The organism is Shewanella sp. SW24 (assembly GCF_025653395.1).
In the GTDB taxonomy this organism is placed as follows: domain Bacteria; phylum Pseudomonadota; class Gammaproteobacteria; order Enterobacterales; family Shewanellaceae; genus Shewanella; species Shewanella oncorhynchi.
On record NZ_JAKKSH010000011.1, the window covers coordinates 35,180 to 59,368 of the forward strand.

General features: G+C 46.4%; 20 protein-coding genes. 11 read left to right on the plus strand and 9 right to left on the minus strand.

Features of this window, described 5'->3' with window-relative positions; genetic code table 11:
* Positions 1 to 24: 24 nt before the first annotated feature.
* On the plus strand, positions 25 to 1,062 hold the full coding sequence (locus tag L5M17_RS10825) for a DUF3137 domain-containing protein (RefSeq protein ID WP_263147319.1): 1,038 nt from the start codon (positions 25 to 27) through the stop codon (positions 1,060 to 1,062).
* On the plus strand, positions 1,062 to 1,817 hold the full coding sequence (locus L5M17_RS10830; protein ID WP_263147321.1) for a lytic transglycosylase domain-containing protein: 756 nt from the start codon (positions 1,062 to 1,064) through the stop codon (positions 1,815 to 1,817). The genes L5M17_RS10825 and L5M17_RS10830 overlap by 1 nt, the downstream gene beginning before the upstream one ends.
* 57 nt (positions 1,818 to 1,874) lie before the next feature.
* Here the strand turns inward: L5M17_RS10830 and L5M17_RS10835 are convergent, their stop codons facing one another.
* A complete protein-coding gene (locus tag L5M17_RS10835) occupies positions 1,875 to 2,720 on the minus strand; it encodes a 23S rRNA (adenine(2030)-N(6))-methyltransferase RlmJ (protein WP_131524450.1) in 846 nt (281 codons plus the stop codon).
* A 92-nt stretch (positions 2,721 to 2,812) separates the two neighbouring features.
* Positions 2,813 to 5,077, minus strand: a complete 2,265-nt coding sequence (locus L5M17_RS10840; RefSeq protein WP_173248355.1) for a GGDEF domain-containing phosphodiesterase — start codon at positions 5,075 to 5,077, stop codon at positions 2,813 to 2,815.
* A gap of 266 nt (positions 5,078 to 5,343) precedes the next feature.
* On the opposite strand from L5M17_RS10840, the gene L5M17_RS10845 reads away from it, so the two are divergent.
* Together L5M17_RS10845 and L5M17_RS10850 are read left to right on the plus strand one after the other, a co-directional pair.
* The gene (locus L5M17_RS10845; RefSeq protein ID WP_107949945.1) at positions 5,344 to 6,090 is read left to right on the plus strand and encodes a class I SAM-dependent methyltransferase; all 747 of its coding nucleotides are present in this window, start codon (positions 5,344 to 5,346) and stop codon (positions 6,088 to 6,090) included.
* Between the two features lie 228 nt (positions 6,091 to 6,318).
* Positions 6,319 to 6,966: a CatB-related O-acetyltransferase gene (locus tag L5M17_RS10850; protein WP_263147326.1), complete on the plus strand. Its 648-nt coding sequence runs from the start codon at positions 6,319 to 6,321 to the stop codon at positions 6,964 to 6,966.
* A 46-nt stretch (positions 6,967 to 7,012) separates the two neighbouring features.
* On the opposite strand, the gene L5M17_RS10855 is transcribed toward L5M17_RS10850, so the two are convergent.
* Positions 7,013 to 7,933 carry a LysR family transcriptional regulator gene (locus tag L5M17_RS10855; protein WP_105253022.1) on the minus strand — a complete coding sequence of 307 codons (921 nt, stop codon included), beginning with the start codon at positions 7,931 to 7,933 and terminating at the stop codon, positions 7,013 to 7,015.
* 185 nt (positions 7,934 to 8,118) lie between these two features.
* Here L5M17_RS10855 and L5M17_RS10860 point away from each other — a divergent pair, with 185 nt between their 5' ends.
* The 5 genes from L5M17_RS10860 (at position 8,119) to L5M17_RS10880 (ending at position 13,647) form a co-directional block, all read left to right on the plus strand.
* The gene (locus tag L5M17_RS10860) at positions 8,119 to 8,868 is read left to right on the plus strand and encodes a 3-oxoacyl-ACP reductase family protein (protein ID WP_263147329.1); all 750 of its coding nucleotides are present in this window, start codon (positions 8,119 to 8,121) and stop codon (positions 8,866 to 8,868) included.
* A 402-nt stretch (positions 8,869 to 9,270) separates the two neighbouring features.
* A complete protein-coding gene (locus L5M17_RS10865; protein ID WP_263147332.1) occupies positions 9,271 to 9,699 on the plus strand; it encodes a hypothetical protein in 429 nt (142 codons plus the stop codon).
* 279 nt (positions 9,700 to 9,978) lie between these two features.
* The gene (locus tag L5M17_RS10870) at positions 9,979 to 12,090 is read left to right on the plus strand and encodes a protein-disulfide reductase DsbD family protein (RefSeq protein ID WP_263147335.1); all 2,112 of its coding nucleotides are present in this window, start codon (positions 9,979 to 9,981) and stop codon (positions 12,088 to 12,090) included.
* Between the two features lie 122 nt (positions 12,091 to 12,212).
* Entirely contained in the window at positions 12,213 to 13,097 is an 885-nt protein-coding gene (locus L5M17_RS10875; RefSeq protein WP_263147337.1) for a DsbA family protein, read from the plus strand.
* A gap of 25 nt (positions 13,098 to 13,122) precedes the next feature.
* Positions 13,123 to 13,647 (plus strand): protein disulfide oxidoreductase, encoded by a 525-nt coding sequence (locus L5M17_RS10880; RefSeq protein WP_263147340.1) that lies wholly within the window; start codon positions 13,123 to 13,125, stop codon positions 13,645 to 13,647.
* Between the two features lie 110 nt (positions 13,648 to 13,757).
* On the opposite strand, the gene cyoE is transcribed toward L5M17_RS10880, so the two are convergent.
* The 6 genes from cyoE to L5M17_RS10910 all read right to left on the minus strand — a co-directional run bounded on the left by cyoE (position 13,758) and on the right by L5M17_RS10910 (position 19,330).
* Positions 13,758 to 14,690, minus strand: a complete 933-nt coding sequence (cyoE, locus tag L5M17_RS10885) for a heme o synthase (protein WP_131525506.1) — start codon at positions 14,688 to 14,690, stop codon at positions 13,758 to 13,760.
* 13 nt (positions 14,691 to 14,703) lie between these two features.
* Positions 14,704 to 15,045: a cytochrome o ubiquinol oxidase subunit IV gene (gene cyoD, locus L5M17_RS10890; protein ID WP_113940214.1), complete on the minus strand. Its 342-nt coding sequence runs from the start codon at positions 15,043 to 15,045 to the stop codon at positions 14,704 to 14,706.
* On the minus strand, positions 15,045 to 15,665 hold the full coding sequence (gene cyoC, locus L5M17_RS10895; protein WP_011787513.1) for a cytochrome o ubiquinol oxidase subunit III: 621 nt from the start codon (positions 15,663 to 15,665) through the stop codon (positions 15,045 to 15,047). The genes cyoD and cyoC overlap by 1 nt, the downstream gene beginning before the upstream one ends.
* A gap of 1 nt (position 15,666) precedes the next feature.
* Positions 15,667 to 17,646 carry a cytochrome o ubiquinol oxidase subunit I gene (cyoB, locus tag L5M17_RS10900; protein ID WP_263147344.1) on the minus strand — a complete coding sequence of 660 codons (1,980 nt, stop codon included), beginning with the start codon at positions 17,644 to 17,646 and terminating at the stop codon, positions 15,667 to 15,669.
* 2 nt (positions 17,647 to 17,648) lie between these two features.
* On the minus strand, positions 17,649 to 18,752 hold the full coding sequence (gene cyoA, locus L5M17_RS10905) for a ubiquinol oxidase subunit II (RefSeq protein WP_263147346.1): 1,104 nt from the start codon (positions 18,750 to 18,752) through the stop codon (positions 17,649 to 17,651).
* 188 nt (positions 18,753 to 18,940) lie between these two features.
* The gene (locus L5M17_RS10910) at positions 18,941 to 19,330 is read right to left on the minus strand and encodes a hypothetical protein (RefSeq protein WP_317629590.1); all 390 of its coding nucleotides are present in this window, start codon (positions 19,328 to 19,330) and stop codon (positions 18,941 to 18,943) included.
* Between the two features lie 614 nt (positions 19,331 to 19,944).
* Here L5M17_RS10910 and L5M17_RS10915 point away from each other — a divergent pair.
* Together L5M17_RS10915 and L5M17_RS10920 are read left to right on the plus strand one after the other, a co-directional pair.
* Entirely contained in the window at positions 19,945 to 23,592 is a 3,648-nt protein-coding gene (locus L5M17_RS10915; protein ID WP_263147351.1) for an EAL domain-containing protein, read from the plus strand.
* A 97-nt stretch (positions 23,593 to 23,689) separates the two neighbouring features.
* Positions 23,690 to 24,166 carry a cytoplasmic protein gene (locus L5M17_RS10920; RefSeq protein ID WP_263147353.1) on the plus strand — a complete coding sequence of 159 codons (477 nt, stop codon included), beginning with the start codon at positions 23,690 to 23,692 and terminating at the stop codon, positions 24,164 to 24,166.
* Positions 24,167 to 24,189: the final 23 nt, after the last annotated feature.

The window sequence follows — 24,189 nt, forward strand, 5'->3', positions numbered from 1 at the left end:
ACCCTGCAATACTATGACATCAATATGAATATCATCACTTTTATTTTAGGTAGCCCGATTCGGACTTATCGGGGGCCTGTTGGTTTGTCTGCGGATTTGGACGAACTACCTCAACTCGAAGCGTATTACGAAGAACATATCGCTCCAATCAGTCGCAAATATGAAACTAAGCGTGCGGCTTGCCTTAAGGCGGCGCGTAAACGTTTGTATTTGAGTTTGATGATAGTGCTTGGGCTGAGCTTGCTCACCGTTATTGGCTACTACAGCGGCGGCGCTTATTTCCCGCCTTTGCCATTGCTTGCCTTAGTCGGATTAAGCTGGTGGAGCTTTGCTCCGACTCGTGAGTTTAAGCATTTGGTTCAAAATGATATTTATCCGCGGATGTTTAAATATTTCGGCGATGATTTTATTTATAGCCGCGAAATGCGCCTCGACATGAATCGACTCGTTGCGGCTAAAGTATTACCGCGATACGACAAAGTCAGCTTCGGTGACTATATACAAGGCTGCTATAAGGGCGTTGAGTTGGCGGTCAATGAGCTTACCCTGACCAAGAATGTGCAAGTCGAAGAACTGGATGTCAGTACCAGCAGGCGCAGAACTGTGACCCGCACGGAAACCCAGTTTCGTGGCTTAGTGGTTGAGCTGAGTAGCCATAAAGCGTTTATGGGCCACACTGTGGTGCTGAGGGATCGCGGTGGTGTAGCCAATTTCCTGTCCGACAGCCATGCGGGACTGGTACGAGTCAAACTTGAAGATCCGCAATTTGAAAAAGAGTTCGACGTGTTTTCAACGGATCAAATCGAGTCACGCTATTTTCTCAATACGGCATTTATGGAGCGCTTACAGGAGCTTGCCAAACATTTCGATGGCAATATTCAATGTGCATTTTTCCGCAATAAATTGACTTTGTTCCTGCCGAATCGCAGAACGCATTTTCAAATGCAGTCCATTTTTCATGGCGCAACCTTTTCAGTAGAATTTAGTCAGATAAACCGAGAAATGAAGCAACTCTTTGCTATTATTGAAGTACTTAAACTTAATCAGTACACGGGACTTTGATGTTGCTTACTCGCTCAGCGCTTGCTCGTACACTGACTTTTGCAGCCTTTTCATTGCCCTGCAGATTTGAGGCGCTAGGCCTGTGCTTATTATTGATATCGAGTTTGATGATAAATGCAAATGCTGAGGAGGCGCGCGAAAAAGCTAAGCCGCGTATTGTGGCGCGGTACTCACAGAGCGGCATAGTGAGTAGTGAAGGTCTAGAAAAACTCAAAATTTATCAATACCAACAAGCTAATGGTGTCACCGTATTTACCGACAAAGCCCCCGCAAATAACCAGTATCAAATTTTGTTATATGACTGTTTTGCCTGTCGTCCCGATTCGACCATAGACTGGAATGGTATTCGGCTATTTACCGCTAATTATGATGCCTTGATCTCCCATGCAGCCCATAAGCATCAACTTGATCCCGCCTTAATCCGCGCTGTGATCCACGCGGAATCAGCCTTTAATGCGCGTGCGCTTTCGCGAACTGGCGCCATGGGATTAATGCAATTGATGCCAGAAACAGCAAAAGAGATGGGTGTGGCAAATGCATTTTTGCCTGAAGAGAATATCTTAGGTGGCAGTAAGTATTTGGCACAAATGCTAAAACAGTTCAATGGTGATGTCGCATTGGCCTGCGCGGCTTACAATGCGGGGCCGACGACCGTGGTTCAGTATAATGGCATTCCGCCCTATCCTGAAACCCAAGCCTATGTTGAGCGTGTGAAAATTTTATTGAAGCGTTACCGCGAGCAGAAGGACGTTTAGCAAGCTGAAATGAAGTGGCGAAAATCCGGAGATCATCGCCGCTATTTGAGTCGAAGGTTACTCGCCGACTTCCCATTTTACGGTAATGCTACCGTCCACTTGTCCAAGTGTTTTACCCAAGTAATCCATTAATTCAGTTGCGATTTCGTCTAACTGCCAAGGTGGATTGATGATCCATAATCCTGCCGCAGTCATGCCAAATTCATCTGAATCGGGCTTAATGGCTTGTTCAATTCTCAGTTGACGTTTAATGCTACTGTTGGTTAGGCGCGATAGCATACCTTCGGTCTGAGCGCGATTTACGACTGGATACCACAGGATAAACACACCCGTAGCAAAACGTTTGTGTGCTTTTATCAGGGTTTCGGCCACATCTTGGTAGTCGGTTTTCATCTCGTAGCTAGGATCGACTAGCACCAGAGCACGACGCTCTAATGGTGGTACTGCGGCGATAAGGCCTTTTAAGCCATCACCTTTGATCACTTTAACTTGTCTGTCTTCGCAGAAATAATCATCCAATAACACATAATCAGTGCTGTGCAGCTCGTGCAAGACCATGCGATCTTTAGGCCCTAGCTCCATGTCGATAATGGCGGGTGAACCTGGGTAGAAGTTGAGTTCGTCTGGATTTTCTTCATTAAAATGGCGCACGGCGGCGACATAGTCCTGCAGCGATTGTGGTAAGTCAGTTTTATCCCAAAGCTTAGCTACACCTTCGAGGTATTCACCTGTTTTCTGTGCAAATTCATCGCTTAAAGCATAACCACCCGCACCTGCGTGGGTATCGATATACACGAGTGGTTTGTCTTTCTTGTGCATCAGCTGCAAGGTTTGTAGCAAGATGGCGTGTTTCAACACATCGGCATAATTGCCAGCGTGATAACCATGGCGGTAACTTAACATGGGGGATCCTAGTAATTTGCAAACATAGCAAAGAGAGGCAAATGCCAGTCGGCAATTATACCTGCGATGCTTCTAGGCGTAAATTTAATGCCTCAGTTGGCGCTCTTTTTATTGGCAAACCAATGTGTGGGGGTTTGCATTTGAAAGGTTTTCAGCCAGAGATTCGCTGGTGCGGGTTTACCGAATAAATAACCTTGAAATTGTTCGCATCCTAGCGCAGTGAGTTGCAATAACTGGGCTTCGGTTTCGATACCTTCGGCAATGACGTTGAGTTTTAAGCTCTTGGCTAACAGGATGGCGGCGTTAACAATTTGGGTATGGCGTTCACTAATGCCCATTTGACTGACAAAGTAACGGTCGATTTTAATTGTGTCGGCACTGATATCAATGAGCTGGCTTAATGACGCATGGCCAGTGCCAAAATCGTCAATGGCGATAGATACCCCCATGCGAGCTAAGGTGTTTAGGCGTCGGCCTGTTTCTTTATGGGTTGAAAATACAGAGGTTTCAGTAATTTCAATTTCCAACAATGGGATGAGTTCAGGATGATTCATATAGGTTTGGATCAACACTTTAAAGAAGCGATCCGACAGAATATCTTGCCCTGATAAATTAAAGGCTATCCTAACCAGAGGCACATTCTTAGGCCAAGAACGGATCAGTTGTAGTAATTGCCTGAAGACTTTTATCGCAAAAATCGCCTGCAATTGAGATGACTCTATGATGGGGATAAAAGTGTTCGGCATGATCATAGTGCCGTCTTCGTCAAACATTCTTGCTAGCGCTTCAAAGCTAGTAATGTGGCCATTGGCCATCACTTTAGGTTGCAGCCACATTTCAAGGCGGTTGTGTTTCAGCGCGTCACGGATTCTGGCTTTTTGCGATGAAGCTTCGAGCAGATTGTTAATCAAACCAATGTAATACACCATCACTGGGCTAGCTTGGGTGGTTTGTTTTATGGCAATTAAACATTGCTCCGCGGCTTGCTGCGGTGAGGCTTTATTACCAGAGCTGCAACCGACTCTGCACTCGAGATGATATTCAGTCTGTTGTTCTTGCTTAAGTTGTAGGTTTGTTGGAATACGCTCGCGTAATTGTAGCGCTAGGTTTTCAGGGGAGATAAGCGGCAGGCTAGTAAACTCGAGTGCAAACGATGCTCCTCTAAATCGGTATATTTTTGCGATATGACCAAAGCGATTTTTGAGTTCAATAGCAAAGGCTTTTAGGATGGCATCTCCGACGCTGATACCGAAAGCAGCATTAATTTGGCTAAGATTATCAATTTTGATTAAGGCTACTGTCATTTCCTGATGGATCAAGCTTGGCGCTGGGTTATACCAGTGATTTTCGTTGGGTAATCCTGTCACTAAATCATAGAAATGCGTGCTGATGTGGTGTTTTTTAAGTCGACTCAGCTCAATCGCATGGTTTGCCTGTTCTGTGACATCGTGGCAGTGAAATAACAAAGTATCATGATGCTGTAATGAGGCTTTTTGCAGCAGATATTTAGTGCTGTTATTGTTCTTTAAATGGGTCGGAAACGACGCCGCCAGTAAATTCGTGCTGGTATCTTCGGTAAGTTCAAAAATGTCACATAGGCGAGTGCTGTTTAGTGTGACTTTTCCAGCGATTTCCCTCGCGGCATTATTCAGGTTGAGAATGACTCCATCCTCATTGCAGAAGAAAGAGGCTGTACCATTATTTTCAAAGATTTCAGCATATTGGTCTAATGTATGTTGCAGTGCATTTTGATGCTGGATCATTTGCTGCGCATGGATTTTCTGGGTTTTTAGCAGACGCATCGCCGACAACGGGATACAGATATTAAAAAACATAAACAGCAAACCGTTTAGATAAGCGTGGGTCGCAGGTAGGCTGATATCAATATCGATAATGGGTGGCAGGTTTTGGTTACGCAGTAGCAGTAAAAAAGGCAATACGTTGAAACACATCATAATAAAAGCGACTTTTCTGCCAAACAGGAAAAGCGCCATCAAGGGCAAGGTATATAAGAAAGTAATACCTACCTGCGATAAGTTAAAGTCAGGGATAAACAACAGCATAGATAAACAGGCTGCAATAACCATCGCCAGCAGGCTGATAGAGCTGACGAGTAAATATTTGCGCGTAAACCATAAAGACAGGAATAGTACGGTTAAAAAACTGACCGTAATGCTGATAATGAAAGTGAGGTTTAACTCATACGCAATTAAAGAGCTATGCAGCACTATGCTAGTGGTCAAGATGGCACCACTGAGCAGAATAATCCGCAATAAGCTGGTTTTTAATATCGTTTTGTCAGGATTTAAAAAATCTTGCTCCCTGATAAACAAAAAACCTTTTAGCCATTGAAGCAAAAAAAGTCCTTATCCCGTACGGAAGTCACGCAGGTTGGCTGGGGACGTAACATATAACATAAATCACTAAACTGTTATACAAATAGATTGCTGCCTTTATAAATCAGTATATTACAGTGTGATGCTTGTTTGAATTTTTAAGGGCGTACTGAGACAAATTGGCTAAGACAGTGATGAGCTTGGTGATGTGTTTTGCTTACTAGCATGTTCATAAACGAGATTTTTAGGCATAATGGCCATCATTTTCGTTGGTTAGAAGACAGCCTGTGACCCCGATTTTTTTCAATCAGCAATACCCAACACTTGTGGATATTTGTGCACGTTGGCAACTCGTCTACGATGCGAATGCGACCTTCGAATTGCGTTTTGAATCAGATACTTTATCACTGCATAAACGCGATGAGCCTAAGCTCGATGGCATAGTGGTGGATTTTGTGACTGGCGCCGTCGCCCATAGACGTAAGTTCGGTGGCGGTCGTGGTCAATCTATCGCTAAAGCGGTGGGATTAAAGCAAGGGGTAACACCGAGTGTTGTCGATGGCACTGCGGGTTTAGGGCGCGATGCATTTGTGCTCGCAAGCCTTGGTTGTACAGTAACTATGGTTGAACGTCATCCTGTGGTTGCCGCATTGCTTGAAGACGGCCTGCGCCGCGCCTATCAAGATGCTGAAATCGGCGATTGGATGCGTGAGCGGATGCGCCTATTTCATGGTTCTAGCCTAGAAGCATTATCGAAATTGGCACAAGAGGTGGATGTGGTTTACCTCGATCCTATGTACCCCCACCGTGATAAATCGGCCCTTGTTAAAAAAGAAATGCGTGTATTCCAATCCTTAGTCGGTGCCGATTTAGATGCCGATGGCTTACTCGCCCCAGCTTTAGCTTTAGCAACTAAACGTGTCGTCGTTAAGCGCCCAGACTATGCCGAAGATTTGGATGGGGTTAAGCCTAATACGGTTATTGAAACCAAGAAAAACCGTTTCGATGTCTATGTAAAAGCCGCGATGAAATAGGGAATATTTTTCTCATCGCGAACATAGTATGCTTTCAGTGACAACGGCTTAGCTCATGTCGATATTTCAGTTTTATGGGCTATTTTCTTTTTTATACCCACTTGTGATTTTTTATATGAAACTCATTCCTCTGCTAAAACAGCCGCGTATTCACTGACTATTCTAATGTGAAGCTTCTCATAACATTATGTTTCGTATTGACAATTTTGTTTATAAAGAGGATTTGCAATGCAGAAAAAGCATTGGTCAAAAGTTCAGTTATTGCACGAGGTGGTCATCAATCCCAATATCATAGTCAAAGGTCAGCATAGCTATTACAGTGATTGCTGGGATGCTGGCTTTGAGGGATCTGTGGTGAGATATCTTCATGGCGATGAAGTGAGCCGTGAGTGGGAACCTAAGTGGTCTATCGATAAACTTTATATCGGTAATTATGTGTGTATCGCTGCCGAAGTTGTGATCTTAATGGGCGGAAATCATACGCATAGAGCAGATTGGTTTTGTTTATACCCCTTTATGGATTTCATCGAGGATGCCTATGTAGGCAAAGGTGATACTCATATTGGTGATGGGGCTTGGTTAGGCATGAGATGTATGTTGATGCCAGGGGTGACGATAGGTGAAGGTGCGGTTGTTGCCGCAAATAGTGTTGTCACCCAAAATATCGAACCCTACAGTATTGTGGCGGGATCACCCGCGAAATTAATCAAGTATCGGTTCGATAAAGACGTTATTTCTGAGTTACTGGCGTTAAAAATCTACGATTGGCCTGCCGAAAAGTTTGAAAGCTTAAAGCGGTATTTGTGTTCGGCGGATTTTGACGCGCTCAGCAAAGCGATCACTCTCTATGACCAATCCGTACATCAAAGCAAGTAACCGTTAGTCCCAAAGTGAAAGGTCGCGCTCAGTCGAGGCCTTTCACTTATTCTGCCTTAAATCTGCTTTTTGGCGTTTTGGCTAGTTCCACCAGTTCTTCGATGATCACCCGTAGCTTTGGTTGGAGGTAAGGGGTTTTAAGCCAAATCAAGTGGATGGGTGTGTCGTCACTGGCGAGTTCGTCCAGTACCGAGATAAGTTCACCAGTTTTAAGATAGTCCTCAACCAACCATATTGGCACTTGCGCTAAACCCACTCCCGCCAGTGTGGCCGCTAAAATGGCTTCGCAATCAGCGATTTCGTGGCGTACTGGAATGTCATAGGCCTCAGTGACCCCATCCTCATTTTTAAGTAACCAGCGATGTTGCTGCCCAAGCGGCCAGCCGACAATGCATTGGTGCTGGCTGAGATCTTCTTTGCCTTGTGGCGTGCCAAGTCGAGCGAAATAGGCGGGAGATGCGCAGATCACTCGGCGTTGTTCTCCTAATCTACGGGCGACTAAATCCACAGTGTCGCCGAGTTGTCCGACACGCACCGCCAAATCAATGCCGTCACTGAACAAGTCGGTCACTCTATCGTTAAAGGTAATAGATAACTCGAGCTTGGGATATTTTTGCGACAGTGATAATAGGGTTGGCAGTATATATCGCCGCCCAAACGTCACAGGTAAATCCACTCGCACTCGACCTGAGGGAATTTGCTGTTCGCTGCCGAGTCGGCTCTGTGCATTGTCTAGGATTGCCATGGCATTTTGGCAATCTGTGAGATACGAATCGCCATCATTGGTTAAGCTCACACGCCTTGTGGTGCGGTGCAGCAGCTTAGTGCCTAAGCGGGTTTCTAATCGCACTATGCTTTTACTGAGCGCCGAACCAGTCATGCCTAACGCCTGCGCCGCTAAGGTAAAACTGCCTAGCTGGGCAACTGTGACGAAATGGCGTATCTCAACAAATTGATTATTTATCACGGCAATTAATTCCTTATAGGACTTAGTGAAGGTCATTTTAGTGACTTAATCATGGCAAGTGAATCGCGTAAGCTACTACCACAGTATGAAAATGAGCGTTAACGTACAAGCGAACGTCATTTTGTAATTGATTAAAAAGGTTTTTCTATACAATAAACCTTAACCTCCTATTGAGTGAGCTAACTATGAAATCGTCGAATAATCTGCAAGGTAAAGTGGCTTTTGTACAAGGTGGTAGCCGTGGTATCGGCGCTGCCATTGTTAAAAGATTGGCGAGTGACGGCGCAGCGGTTGCCTTTACCTATGTGTCATCTGAGGCCCAATCACAATTGCTGGTTGACGACGTTATCACCCATGGCGGTCAAGCTATTGCCATTAAGGCCGACAGCACAGAGCCGGAGGCGATTCGTCGTGCCATCCGCGAGACCAAAGCGCATTTCGGTGGCTTAGATATAGTGGTCAATAATGCGGGCACGTTGATTTGGGATAGCATCGAGAACCTGACGTTAGAGGACTGGGAGCGAACCATTAACACTAATGTGCGCAGTGTGTTTGTGGCGAGCCAAGAAGCCGCGCTGCACATGAATGACGGCGGCCGGATCATCAATATCGGTAGCACTAACGCTGAGCGTATTCCGTTTGTAGGTGGTGCGATTTACGGCATGAGTAAATCGGCCTTAGTCGGTTTGGCCAAAGGACTCGCGCGGGATTTAGGCCCTCGAGCTATTACGGTGAACAATATTCAGCCTGGACCTGTGGATACCGATATGAACCCTGATAACGGTGATTCATCTGAGCCCGTTAAAGCGATGGGCGCACTAGGGCGTTACGGTAAAGCCGAAGAGATCGCTAGCTTTGTCGCCTTTATTGCGGGCCCAGAAGCGGGCTATATCACAGGGGCGAGCTTGATGATTGATGGTGGGTTTTCTGCATAAGCTTTGTCTGTATTTATCTTTTAGGCAAAAAGTTTGATTCCAGTCATTAATAAGCCTGCACAAGAGTCACTCTGGCGGGCTTTGCTTAAGTTGTGGCTAGTTATTTAGAATCAATATGTTAGAGCATAAAAACTTGTTGGGTATGATGGTAAGAACTTAGGTCGTTGTTACTCAAATTATCCGTCAGCAAAGCGCGGTTTTATTGAAATGGTGGACTATGGTTTGACTCAGGCAAGCCAAAATAATTTGCTTGTTGATGAACTATTGTTACAATCCGCCGGTCTTATCTGCAGCTAGCTGTTAATAGACGTTTATTTTTATCTTTATAATCAAAGAATAAGACGAAGAGAAATCCAAATTTTTACGTTATTGACTAAGAAAACAGGCAACTTATGGGGCGTGATGGTGTTTACCATTCTGACCTTGTTCTGTTTGACTCAAAACAGTGGAATACTTAACTTGTTGCTCAAAGAGTCGAGCGCGCAAGCGATGTCGGCTACGTCTTTTTCTGGAGCTGGTTTTGGCGCCAACTCAGTTTTAAACTCAAGTTCAGCTTTAAACAGCAGCTCAGCTTCAAGCAATATGGCTAGTCACGTCGATGCCCAAATGGCGGGTACTGAGCTGGTCAAAAGCGATCCTAAAAAATGTGAATTGTCTGAGAAATCGATCCGAACCTGTATCGACACTCCGAGTAGCATCCCATTTCTTATCCTGTTGTTCCTACTGCCGTTACTTCCCCGCGCCTCCCGCGTGATAACACTGTTACCCATACAAGGTTATCAAGCTAAACCTAGGCGAATACATCTCACTCTCTGTCGCTTTCAAGAATAGAAATAATTTACTTATCAAACTGATAGGTGAGTTTATTCTGACGCCCATTCTCTAGCTCGATAGTTGGCTTTTCTTACCCGTTTACCGGTTAAAAGGACCATTACCCAGCTGCAGAACGTCCGCTTTTACACATCCTCTCTCCTATCAAATTTCTTGAATTAAGCCTGCTATCACACTGATTTTTCTTAAGCCATCACGCCCTTTGTAATGGGGGCAGAGTTAAGCAGTAAAGCAAGCATTTACAGGGCATAACGAACGGTTCATGCCAATGGGGACAAAATGAGTACATTAAAATCCATGTTAACCAGATTCTGGATACTCGCCTTAATAGTGACGAGCCCGTCGCTATTGGCCGCATCGACGGGGTGGTTAGTTAACGATAATCACCCGCCAGCCAAAGTACGCTTTATGCTGACGGGCGAAGTTGATCCCGCAACGAATACTTTGCCCGCGGTGCTTGAAGTACAACTTGAGGGTGATTGGAAAACCTATTGGCGCAGCCCTGGTGAAGGCGGTATCGCGCCGACGATAAAATGGAATGGCTCTCGCAATCTACAGCAAGTAGATTGGAGGTGGCCAGCGCCAGAGGAATTCTCATTATTGGGATTACAAACCTTTGGTTACAAAGGTAATACCACCTTTCCCTTAACCCTAAAAGTCGATGATATCGCTGCTCCAACTCAGCTGCGTGGCAAAGTGACCTTGTCGACCTGTACCACTATCTGTGTACTGACGGATTATCAGATTAGTCTCGACTTCACGCCCAATGCGCTGCAAGCGGATACCGATGCCATGTTGGCTTATAACAAGGCCGTGTCGCTTGTGCCACAAAAAGTGTTGTCCCAAGAGGGCCAGAATCCTGCGGTGACAATGGGTTGGGATGCCGCCAAAGGTCAACTTGAAGTCAGACTCAATGATGCCAACTGGCAGAGTCCAACCGTGATTATCGATGGCGAGCCAGATACCACATTCAAGCTAGTGAGCTTAAAGCCAAGCGAAAGAGATGCTAACGGCAAGCAATTGATTGGGATTTTTAGCGGTAAAAGTTGGCTGGGCGAGCCTGAAGTTTTGGGTAAATCACTGAACATAACTGTCGCCGATAGCGAGCGGGCGTTGGAATACAGCGCCGAGGTTAAGCCTGTGGTGATTTCCCAAGCAAGTACCTCGATATTTGGCATGATTTTGTTAGCGCTTATCGGTGGTTTGATCTTAAACGTCATGCCCTGCGTGTTACCCGTTCTCGGCATGAAGCTCAGTTCAGTGGTTGCTGCGCCTGATCTGAAGCGTAATCAAATCCGCCAACAGTTCATCGCATCAGCGCTGGGGATATTGGCCTCATTCTGGTTACTGGCTGGCTTTATCTTAATGCTTAAGCTCACGGGTCAAGCGATTGGTTGGGGTGTGCAGTTCCAAAACCCTTGGTTTATCGGCTTTATGGCGCTGGTGACCACAGTGTTTGCCTTCAATATGTTAGGTGTGTTTGAGATCAACTTACCCTCTAACGTGCAAACCAAGTTGGCGACAACGGGCGGCAATAATAACAGCGGCCATTTTTTACAAGGCATGTTTGCGACGCTGCTGGCGACACCGTGCAGTGCACCATTTTTGGGGACTGCGGTCGCCTTCGCCTTGGGCGCCGATGTACTGAGCCTGTTTGCCATCTTTACCGCGTTGGCCGTGGGTATGGCGTTCCCTTGGTTGATTGTGGCGGCATTTCCGCAAGTGGCGGGTTATTTCCCTAAACCCGGTCGCTGGATGAATACAGTCAAAGTGTTTTTCTCCGGCATGTTGCTCATCACCAGTTTGTGGCTGATTAGCCTGTTGGCCAGCTTTATTGATGTGCTCTACCTGTGGCCATTAGCGGGTGTCATTACACTGATATTTATGGTGTTTATGGCTAAGAAATATGGCGCGATTGCTATTGTGAGCTGCTTAGGTATCGGCATTTTACTGTCGGCGGTTATTGCATTTATGACGGCGAACCAGTGGGCTAAACCTTTACCTGCGGATCTTGCTTGGACGCCATTGGATCAAGCATTGATTAATCAGCAGGTTGCCAAAGGCAAAACTGTGTTTGTCGATGTCACTGCCGATTGGTGCATTACCTGTAAGGCCAATAAAGTTGGCGTGATCTTGCAAGATCCAGTCTATAGCCTGTTGCAACAGCCGCATATTTTGCCGATGAAGGGCGATTGGACCACGCCTTCTGAGCCCATAACTCACTACCTGCAAAGCCATAATCGTTTCGGGGTGCCATTCAACGTGGTTTACGGCCCGGGTGCACCGCAAGGGATTGAGTTACCGGAAATTCTATCGACTGACCTTGTGCTTGCTGCGATTGAACAGGCCTCTGCGTCCCCTGAAAAGTCATCCGTAGCGGCAGGGAAATAACGCTAACGACTAGCCGTTCACTCGGCAATATCACTAGCCAATCTCGTACGGTAGCTCGCCGAGTGACACTCAACAAATACTCAGGTCAGGAAGCCCCTGACCTGAAACAATGGAAATTGATTATGAAACAGACAATTGAAGCACAAAACATCACTGAATCAATGCAGAATACTCAAGTCATCGGAGGCACCAAAATGTCGAAATTTAGCTCTTTATTCAAACATCGCAAGTTGCAGATGTTTGCTGTCTCGGTTGTCGCCATGGCAATGCTGGTGGTTTCCTTGCCTTCGGTGAGCACCATGGCCTATGCCAAGGACAGCAGTTTATCGGCGGCGCAGCAACAAGAGGTGCGAGCGATTCTTAAAGATGCCTTGATCAATGATCCTGACCTAATGAGAGAGGCGATTATTGCGTGGCAAGCAAGGGAGCAAGAGGGGGCAAATACAGCCATGCAAACCAGTCTTGTGACCCATCATAAAGCCATGTATGAGATCAAAAGCGATCCGTGGAAGGGCGCTGCGACACCTGAGATTGAGATGGTGTACTTCACCGATTTTAACTGCCCATACTGCAAGAAAATCGAGCCTTCGCTGAACCAGCTGATTGAAGAATTTCCGCAGTTAAAAATCATAGTCAAAATGGTGCCGCTGCAGGGCGAAGGCTCCAAAATGGCGGTCGATTTTGCCCAAACGGTTTGGTTAAACGAGCCTGAAAAGTATCTCAAGGTGAAGGATATGTTGATGTCGAGCCCGCGTGGACTCGATGCCGCCGCCATCGCTAAGGTCGCTAAACTGACGGCAACCGAGCGCTGGGTCGGCAACACAGATGAGCGCGTCGCTAAAATGGTCGATGATAATGTGAAATTAATGAATGAGTTAGGCATAGGTGGCACGCCAAGTATGATAGTGGCCGATACGCTTATTCCCGGATTAGTGCCTTACGAAGTGTTAAAAGAGCAGCTTGAAGCCGCGATTGCCGCTAAAGATAAGACGCAGAAGGGCAGTTAAGATGCCGCCAAAGGAAACTGAAAATATGAGCGCCGAACAAGTTTCGATATCTTTACCTAAACGCATATTGGGCTGGATTAAGCAGCTGGCACTTTTGCTGCTCATTGTCATTATCGTGACCAGCGTGATGGACATCTGGCGCGGCAAAGATATTCCGCGGGATAATTTGCCGCAGCTCCAAGGGACGACGTTGGCTGGGGAGATGCTTGATATTGCCACGCTCAGCCAAGATCAGGCGGTATTGGTGTACTTCTGGGGCACTTGGTGCCCTGTGTGTAATTTTGTCAGCCCGGCGGTCAATCAAATGTCGGCCTATTACCCCGTGGTGACGGTTGCCATGAATTCGGGGGAGGATGAGAAACTGAGAAAATATCTTCAGCATCAGGATTATGGCTTTGACACTATTAACGATAGTGACAGCAAGATTGCCCGTGATTGGTCATTGCAGGCGACGCCAACCATTATGATCTTTAAAGATGGCGAGTTAAAACACTACACGACTGGCTTTACTAGCCTGCCAGGCATGTGGTGGCGAATGCTATTCACCTAAAGGTGATACATCAGGGGCTGTTTTAAGGGAGAAAAAAAGCGCTAATCTAGGTTAGCGCTTTTTATTATCAACTTATTTCAGGACTAGGCAACTAGCTGAAAGATTAGGGTTTACTTCACTAAGGTGAGCAGTGGCGCCTGACTCACGACTTGGAAGTCGAGCGCCATAGTCACACTGAGCGCCGTAATAGTGATGATTGAAAAACCAAACACTTGGCGAGCCCAGCGTTGCATGTCGACGCCGTGGCGATAACCTTTTAATGCCATGGCAAGCCACCACAGACTAGTGGCACAGGTGACCGCCATAAAGGCGATACCTGTGTAACCCGCGAGTGGCAACAGTGCACTGACTAAGGCGAACACGGCAATATAAAGCACGATATGCAGTTTTGCTTTGGTCATGCCTTCTGCAACCGGCAGCACAGGAATATTGGCTGCCGCATAGTCATTAAAACGGAAAATCGCGATGGCGTAAGAATGTGGCATCTGCCATAAACTGAACATCAACAGCAAAATAGCTGCGCCCATGTCCATTTGCCCTGTCACACTGCAATAGCCAACCACGGGCGGTACTGCACCCGAGAAGCTGCCAACCAAAGTGCCATATACTGAGTTACGTTTCATGTAGAGGCTATAAACCCCCACATAAACGATGTAACCAATAACGGCAAATAGCAGGGCTAATGCATTGGTAAACAAGGCTAAGATGCTAAAGCCCAACACGCCTAAGGCGAGTCCAAACGCGAGTACGTTACCCACGGCAATTTCGCCCGTGACGGTTACGCGTTTGCAGGTTCGCTGCATCTTGGCGTCGATATCACGGTCAATACAGTTATTGACAGCGCAGCCCGAGGCTACAACCAAGGACAATCCTACTAAGCTCGCCAGCATCAAGACCAAATTTACGTCGCCTTTGGCGGCTAATAAAAAACCGCCAGCAACGGAAATCAGATTCCCGAAAATGATGCCAGGCTTAGTAACCTGCACATACCCTTTGAAGCGTGCTTTCCATTGCGGTGACATAAATCTGTCTTGTGTTTGCATAGACTGTTTCTCGTTACATCATCAAAGCGTTGGCTTCGAGTATGATCCACACCGACAGGCCGACGACCATGACAATAATCAGGGCGGTAAACAGGAAGGAGAAGGTATTTACTTTGCCTTCTTTCGAGAAATCTAAGTGCAAGAAGTACTTAAGATGTACCACTATCTGCACTATCGCCATCACTAGCACTAAGCTAAGGGTGGTCGCTTTCTCGAAGTGATGGGTCATTACGGCCCAAAATGGAATGGCGGTTAATACCACTGACAGCACAAAGCCCATTAGATATGACTTAATGCTCGCGGCTAGATCGTCAGTGCTATGGCTATGCTTATCAGTATGACTATGTGCGCTCATTACAGTGCTCCCAATAAATACACGACCGTGAATACACAAATCCACACTATGTCGAGGAAATGCCAGAACAGGCTTAAGCAGCTCAGGCGGGTGATGCTGCGATGACCTAAACCGGTTTTCGCCACTTCAATCATCATAATCGCCATCCAAATCAGACCTGCGGTCACGTGTAAACCGTGCATACCGACAAGGGTGAAGAAGGACGACAGGAAAGCGCTGCGCTGCGGGCCATTGCCATGTTCAATCAGGTGATGGAATTCATAGACTTCCATCCCGATAAACACACAACCGAGGGCGAAGGTCACGAGTAACCAAGCCAAGGTTGCGGCTTTGTTGTGGCGCTTAGCAAAAATCAGCGCCATGCCATAGGTAATACTACTGACGAGCAGGGCGGCAGTTTCGATCAGCACAAAGTCCAATTCGAAAATGTCTTTACCCGAAACGCCACCGTCCGTGTTCATGTAGAGCACAGCATAAGTTGCGAAAACTGAGGCAAACAAAATGCAGTCGGTCATCAGGTAAATCCAAAAACCAAACAGAGTGTTGCCACTCGTATCATGGTGTTCGTGATGATCTTCTGCGTGAGCTACTTCTAAATCTGCTGGGATTGCAATACTCATATCAGCCCCTTACTACATTGTTTAAGTGGGCATTTTCAATGCGAGCCACTTCATCGGGTTGCACGTAATAGTCGACGTCATTGTTATAGGCACGGAATAAGAACACGATAAACGCGCCCACTAAGCCCACAATGGCTAACCACAGAATGTGCCAAATAGCGGCAAAACCCGCGGCAGTGATCCCCAGCGCCATTAAGATACCGCTTGAGGTATTTTTCGGCATATGGATTGGCTGATAGTGTTTGAGGCCTTGATAAGCCAAGCCTTTTTCTTTCGCATCGGTAAAGGCATCGATATCAGCAACCTGTGGCAGCTTCGCGAAGTTATAGAACTGGGGTGGAGAAGCGGTTGACCACTCTAAAGTATGGCCATTCCATGGATCGCCCGTAGTGTCGCGGTTTTGATCGCGGTCACGGATACTCACGTAGAGTTGGATAAACTGCAGAATGATACCGACCATGATGATGCAAGCACCCACGGCGGCTAAGTAGATCCACAGGTTCCATGCTGGGTTATCCGTATGACTAATTCGGCGCGTCATACCCATAAAGCCCAATACGTACAGCGGCATAAAGGCTATATAGAAACCGATTTGCCAGCACCAGAATGACGCTTTGCCTAAACGCTCATTCAAGTGGAAACCTGTCGCTTTCGGGAACCAGTAAGCAAAGCCAGCTAAGTAACCAAATACCGCACCACCAATAATAGTGTTATGGAAATGCGCGATTAAAAACAAACTGTTATGTAGAACGTAATCGGCTCCCGGTAAGGCTAATAGCACACCTGTCATACCGCCTATGGTGAAAGTCACCATAAAGCCTAGCGTCCACAACACAGGTACAGTTAACCGTAGGCGGCCACGGTAGATAGTGAACAACCAGTTAAACAGTTTTACCCCGGTTGGAACCGCAATCACCATAGTCATCACCCCGAAGAAAGCGTTGACGTTGGCACTTGAGCCCATAGTGAAGAAGTGGTGTAACCAAACGATGAAACCTAAAATTGAAATCGCACCGCTCGCCCACACCATAGAGGTGTAACCGAACAAACGCTTAGCCGTAAAGGTTGAGATCACCTCGGAGAAAATACCAAAAGCAGGCAAAATCAGGATGTAAACTTCAGGATGTCCCCACGCCCAAAATAGGTTGATATACATCATGGCGTTACCGCCACCGTCATTGGTGAAAAAGTGGAAATCCATGTAACGGTCGAGCGTTAACATGGCTAACACGGCGGTTAAGATTGGGAATGACGCGACGATCAAAATGTTCGCCCAAGTACAAGTCCAAGTGAAGATTGGCATTTGCATCAGCTTCATGCCGGGGGCGCGCATCTTAAGTACGGTGGCGATAAAGTTCACCCCGGTTAAGGTTGTCCCTATGCCTGAAATTTGCAGTGCCCAGATATAGTAATCGACTCCAACCCCCGGACTGTAAGCCAGTTCTGAGAGGGGGGGATACGCCACCCAACCTGTCTTAGCAAATTCACCTAAACCCAATGAAATATTGATCAGCACAGCGCCAGAGGCGGTCAGCCAGAAACTGAGGTTATTCAAGAAGGGGAAGGCAACGTCGCGTGCGCCAATCTGCAGCGGCACTACTAAGTTCATTAGACCTATCATAAATGGCATCGCCATAAAGATAATCATGATCACGCCGTGGGCTGTGAAGATCTGGTCGTAATGTTCTGGCGGCAGATAACCTGCGGCGCCGTTGGTGGCGAGTGCTTGCTGGGTACGCATCATAATGGCATCGGAGAAGCCACGAATGAGCATCACTAAAGCCAACACTATGTACATGATACCGAGGCGTTTATGGTCAACTGAGGTTAACCAATTATTCCAGAGTACGCTCCATTTTTTGTGTTTAGTGATCAAGGCTGCGATATACAAACCTACCACTGCGACGACCGCTAGGGTCACCATGATGATGGGCTCGTGATACGGAATCGCATCTAAGCTTAATTTACCGAGAAATGACATGATTACTCCGCCTCCACTTTGTGAGTGGATGAGTGCTCTAAGGATGAAGGTTCTGTGGATGAATCCTGTGTTAATGACGGTGCAGAAGGTGTTGAACTATCCATGTCGGCCATGTTCTGTGTATTTTCCATCGCGTGCTCGCCTGCCATATGTGCCATGTCGTGCATACCTTTCATGTCTGCCATGTCAGATGTGTGCTCAGTGCCCATGTGTTCCATGCCTGCGTGCATGTCCATTCCTTCGTGACTTTTCATGCCCTCATGTGAGTCCATGTGCATGTATTGCATCACGATTTGGTCAAACATCCCTTTGCTCACTGATCCAAAGTATTCAACTGGGTTGTATTCACTCGGTTTAGCCAGTGTGGCATAGGCCGCTGAGTCCAATGTCTTGCCCTGTTGTTTTAACTTGGCTACCCATACCTCGAAGTCGGCAGGTGTTTGAGTGGCAATCGCTTTAAACTTCATGCCCGCAAATCCGGCGCCGCTGTAGTTAGCCGAGATACCGTCGAAGGTGCCTGGCTCGTTAGCGATCAAATGCAATTTAGTGGTCATGCCCGCCATAGAATAAATCTGGCTGCCTAACTGAGGGATGAAGAAGGAGTTCATCGCAGTATCAGAGGTGATCTTAAAGTTCACTGGCACATTGGCTGGGAACGCCAACTCATTGACCGATGCCACGCCTTGTTCTGGATAAATGAATAACCATTTCCAGTCCAGCGACACCACTTCAACCGTGACGGGTTTCGCTTCGTGTTCTAAAGGTTTATATGGATCAAGATCATGGGTCGAACCCCAAGTGATCACACCTAGCACTATCACGATCACAATCGGCACTATCCACACTACGGTTTCAATCGCCGTTGAGTGTGCCCATTTAGGCGCATAGATTTCCTGATCACGGCCATCGCGGTATTTCCACGCGAAGTACAATGTCATGGCAATCACAGGGATAACGACAATGAGCATGAGTAGGGTGGCGACGATAATCAGGTGTTTTTCATCGATACCGATTTGGCCCTTAGGGTCCAATACTCCGCCATCACAACCCGCGAGCATGAGTGCTACTGCCGCGATTGCTGCTTTACTTAATTTTCGAATTAACAAAGGAAGATTCCTCTAACCCTAAGGTTTACAACTCTGCCAAGCGTTAACCGGCAGTCGCACTAAGCGGCGTTATCTGAGCGCAAATCCTGAGACCCAAGAGGTATGACACAAAATTTGCCGCCATCCCGAGGCCAATCGAAGATCAGCTTTCAGCGCTTAATGCTTAATTTGAATTTAAAAACAGAGGGTTAAAATGGCGGAGCGCGACAACCGTGGGCGGTATGTTCGAGGGATTTTAGCCTTGGGGGTGCTAAAAAAAGTGAAGCGTTAGTTAAATCGAGATGATTGAAAAATTTGAAGCAGCAGTCGATTAAATGCCATAACTGCAGAATAACGAGGGGATTGAGTAATAACAGGCTGAGCAAACTAGCGCCGATAAACTCGGCTAAAAAGCCATTGCTGAGGCTGATTAATTCACTAATATCGATACAACCGCCGATCAACACGGATAAAACGTCAGCAATAGGCAGCACAAACAATAACCCGAAAAACAGGGTTAGATTTGTCATGCTAAAGGTTGAAAGCCGAATAGTTAGGTTCAATCTTTCAGCAATGAATTGGCTAAGAGCTAATTTCAATTAATGAGTCCGGCTGAACGGGAAAAGGAGTCAGTTGGCAGAACAAAAAATATTCAGCATGTAACTTTTTATGCGGCAGGAGGATACCAAGAAGCGGCTATTGAATGAAAGCGGATCCCCGTAGTAAAAGGGCTTAAGTATTAAAAAAACCTTAATTAAAACTAAATTGGATCGTTGGTTTTACAAAATTAACAGTATTTAAACTGATTTCGTTCTCATAAAATAAAAAATTGTGAAGCCTCTCATTTATTCATTTTAACTAAAGTTGATTTGCTTGTGGTGTCATTGAGTTGATTACAGCCCCTATAAACATGTTAGCTTTACCCGCAAAAAGACTAAGCTTAACTTCTATGGCGGGGTTAATGTTGCCGATAGTTGTCTTGATGGGTTAGCTTGTTTGTCGCAAGATTGGGCTCGCCAAGTTTGGCTGTGTGATTAAGTGCATTTGAGATCGGCATCCCAAATAAAAACATCACGTTAAATGAGTGATTGTGTCAGTCATTTACGCTATTTACATTAGATAAACCGATTATTAAACTGTGAACTTATCTCGCCCCTGATATGTGCTTGAGATTGAGCCTGTGAGTAGGGCATGATGCTTCTCAATTCTCGAAGTGCGTCAGCATGAAGGACTACACATAAAGTCATTTATCCCATACTTTAAGGTAAACATTTTCATCGCCTTAGCTTACATTGTTGTAGGTAAATTAGGCTTGATGATTGCTTTACCGCCCGGATATTCTGCTGCAATTTGGCCTGCCGCAGGTATTGCTATTGCCGCTTGTGTTTTATGGAAAGAATATGCGCCTTGGATTGGCGTGTTTATTGGTTCACTGCTGATCAACATCAATATTGGCGGGCATATCCATTTTGGTTGGTTACCCTTTGCCATCTCGATTGGAACTTGTATACAGGCTGTGCTTTCAGCCCATGTTCTTGGGCGAGTCGATCATTTATTCACCTTAGATAATCCTAATACCGTCATTAAATCCTGCTTGAGCTTAGCCTTCACTTGTATTGTGGCGACCGTTTTTGGCAACAGTGCCTTAGTGATCCACGGTACGATTCCACAGTCCGATTTACTGGGTAGTTTAATAAATTGGTGGACGGGGGATTTGCTCGGTGCCGTGATTTTTATCCCTCTGACTATGTTGTTATTTGATAAGCGAGTTATTTGGCGTTCTCGCCGCATTCAGACGGGTGTGCCTTTGCTGGTGGGCTTTTTATTTTGCGTGGGGATTTATTACTACTCAGATATGAATCAGCGCCAACAGTTGCAGGATAAGTTTCTGGTTCAATCTAATGCGATTATTAGCAATATTGAAAGTTTTCAAGATGCTAACCTCCAACAAATTGTTGCCTTAGCAAGCTTGTTCGATAATAGCGAGCAGGTTTCTGAGGATGAGTTTGTACAGTTTGGCAAACGCAATATGTTGATGAAGGATGGCTTTAGAGCTTGGTCTTGGTCACCGCTTGTGGCGGCAGCCGATCAGCAAAGTTTTGAGGCATCAATTCGTTCTGTGGTTGGTGGTTCCTACAAAGTGACTCGTCCCGAAGGCTGGCAGGCGAATACCGATGGTTGGCTAGTCCCTGTGATGTATATTCAGCCGCAGATAGGTAACGAAGCGGCCTTGGGATTAGATCTCAATAGTGAGCCGACGCGAGCCGCAGCCATCGCAAAAGTGCGTGCGACGTTAGCACCCGTGATGACAGCCAAGATTCAATTGGCACAAGATCCCAATGGTCCTGGTGGCACTTTACTCATTGCTCCTGCTTTTGACCGATTGGGTAAGATCTCAGGGTTTTGTTCAGCTGTAATTGATTTGCAAGGCATTATTGATGATGTTGATAGTGTAAAAGGGTTGCAGTGGCAACTGACAGATATGAGTGCGGGCGGTACCTTACTTTATAGCAATACTCAAAAATCGTTTCCTGAATTTAGCAGCAAGCTCTTCAGCGATAAAACTGGGCAGTATTTTCAGGCAAACCTGATGTTAGCGGATCGTCATTGGCATATAGTGATTTATCAATCCTATGCGGTGCTGATGGGCGATACTTTTAGCTTATCGCTACTAATGCTGCTGCTCGCCTTTATCACTTGTGCGGTCGTGGGCGGTATGACACTGGTTTCCTCCGGCGAGCGCCAACGTATTGCCGAAAAAGTGACAGAAAAAACCATGGCATTGTCGAAGGAAATTGCCCGCCGTCAGGCTTTTCAAGCTACCTTGGTCGAAAGTGAGCAAAAATACCGAAACCTATTTGATAAGGCCCCAGTGGGGCATGTGCTTAAACGTTTAGATGATGGTCAATTTGTGGCGATTAACCCCGCCTTTCAAGCGATTACGGGATATTCGCTCGATGAGCTTAATCAACTTGATCCTTGGGATCTTACCCCAAAGCGTTATCAATTAAGTGAAAATGAGCAATTAGAGCGCTTAAAGCAGACGCGCCGTTATGGTCCCTATCAGAAGCATTATTTACATAAAAATGGCCAATTAGTGGCGGTGCGCCTTAACGGTGCTTTAGTTACTGGTGCCAATGGTGAACAGCTAATTTTGTTTATCGTCGAAGATATTACCGAGCAGGAGCGTACCGTTGCGCGGGTAAATCTCTTGGCGCAAGTATTTCAGCAGAGTGGTGAAGGCATCACGATTATGGATGCCAACGATATCATTGTGGATGTGAATAGCGCATTTTCTCAGATCACGGGTTATTCCCGAGAGGACATTATTGGTAAAAACTGCCGTTTTATAGAGGCTGAACGAACGGATAAAAGTATCGATTCTCAAGTCCGTGCTGCCCTCGAGCAAACGGGTTTCTGGCAAGGTGAAGTCTGGGATAGGCATAAACAAGGCTACGATTTCCCGAAATGGTTGATGATGTCTGTGGTGCGGGATGATTCTGGTGCCGTGAGTCACTATATTGGCAGCTTTACCGATATCAGTGAGCGTAAAGTCAGTGAGGAACGCATTCATTTCCTTGCCCATCATGACTCTTTGACCTTATTGCCTAATCGACTGAGCTTGCAGTCGCGCCTCGAAGTGGTGTTTAAGGATGCTCTGGTATCCCACAGCCAAATAGCGGTAATGTTTATCGACATGGACCACTTTAAAAATATCAACGATACCTTGGGCCATCATGTGGGCGATCAACTGCTGCTAGAGGTTGCCCGACGTTTGAAATACATCGTTGGTGATAATGATACTGTGGCGCGTTTGGGGGGCGATGAGTTTGTGGTTGCCTTGTCTGATACAAACCATGATGAAGTGACCAGTTTAGCCGAGGCGCTGCGCAGTGGTTTGAGTCAAACCTATGTGATTAATAATCAAGCATTACATTCATCGCCAAGTATAGGGATCAGTTTATTCCCCAATGATGGTGACAGTGTTGAAGCCTTGATGAAAAATGCCGATATGGCCATGTACCGCGCAAAAGCGGCTGGACGCAATAACTATCAATTCTTTACTGCGGCAATGAACACCTTGATCACTGAGCGCCAGCATATTGAAACGGGCCTGAGGCAAGTGTTAGCAAACGACGAATTGCGGCTGCATTATCAGCCACAAATTGATATTAGAAGCGGGCAAGTGGTCAGTGTCGAAGCGCTTGTGCGCTGGCAGCATCCCGAATTTGGCATGATAGCGCCTGACCGTTTTATTCCCATTGCCGAAGAGATCGACATGATCATCCCAATTGGCCAATGGGTGTTAGAAACGGCGATGGCGCAACTTGCTGTCTGGCGCGCAGCGGGTGCCACTGAGTTGCGAATGGCAGTGAATCTGTCAGCGCATCAACTCCGTAAGGATACGATAGTCGCCGATATTACCAATGTGCTGGTGAAGCATAAGTTGGGCAAAGGCGCACTGGAGCTGGAGATTACCGAGAGTGTGGCGATGCAATATCCTGAGCAGAATGCGCGCCTATTAGCGGAATTGCGCCAACATGGTATCGAGCTCGCCATCGATGATTTTGGTACAGGATATTCCTCTTTATCCTATTTGAAACTCTTGCCCTTAGACAGGTTAAAGCTCGACCGATCCTTTGTGAAGGATATTGAGACCGACCCGAACGATGCAGCCATTAGCGCTGCAACTATTTCTATGTCCCATGAATTAGGGTTAACTGTGGTCGCTGAAGGGGTTGAAAATGAGGCGCAATTGGTATTATTGTCGAGCATGGGGTGCGACTTAGTGCAAGGGTTTTACTTTAGTAAACCCTTAGCGGCAGAAGAGTGTTTCCGCTTTATCCAGCGTAATTTATAACGGCAGAGTGTTGTTGTTTTTCTAATGCTGGCGCAGAGTTGGACTATACTTGAGTTCGCATTATGCATGCGTTAATCAAAATACTAAGGATGGTTTTATGCAAGTCATCTTCACTAAAGGTACTCAGCGTTATGGCCAGTTGCGCTGTGTGCGCATGGACGGTAGTGCGACCCAAACCCAAATGCCAGAACAAGGTATAGCACCTCACGATATGATCCACTATGTGGTTGAAAAACGCCTGCATATTCAAGGCGCTTTTTTCTCGCAGATCAGAGCTGGCGCCGATATCAGCTTTACCTTAGAGCATAATGAAATCTCCCGCGCCATCGCTGATAAAACGGAGGTGTGGCAAACCGAATCCATAGTTGAGACCCTGCAGTCGCTACTGTGGTCGGGTGAAACGCCAACCTATGACGGCTTTATTTATCTGTTAGAGCAAGCCTGTAGCAGTCGAGACTTGGCCGTTCCTACTGTTAACCAAACAGATTTTGATCATATTCTCAATGAGATTATGGATTTGAGTGTCGAGTGGCAGGGAATGGGAGAAGGTCAGTCCTTGACCTTGAAGTTCTAATCTATTGATTATGGCGGTGAGTG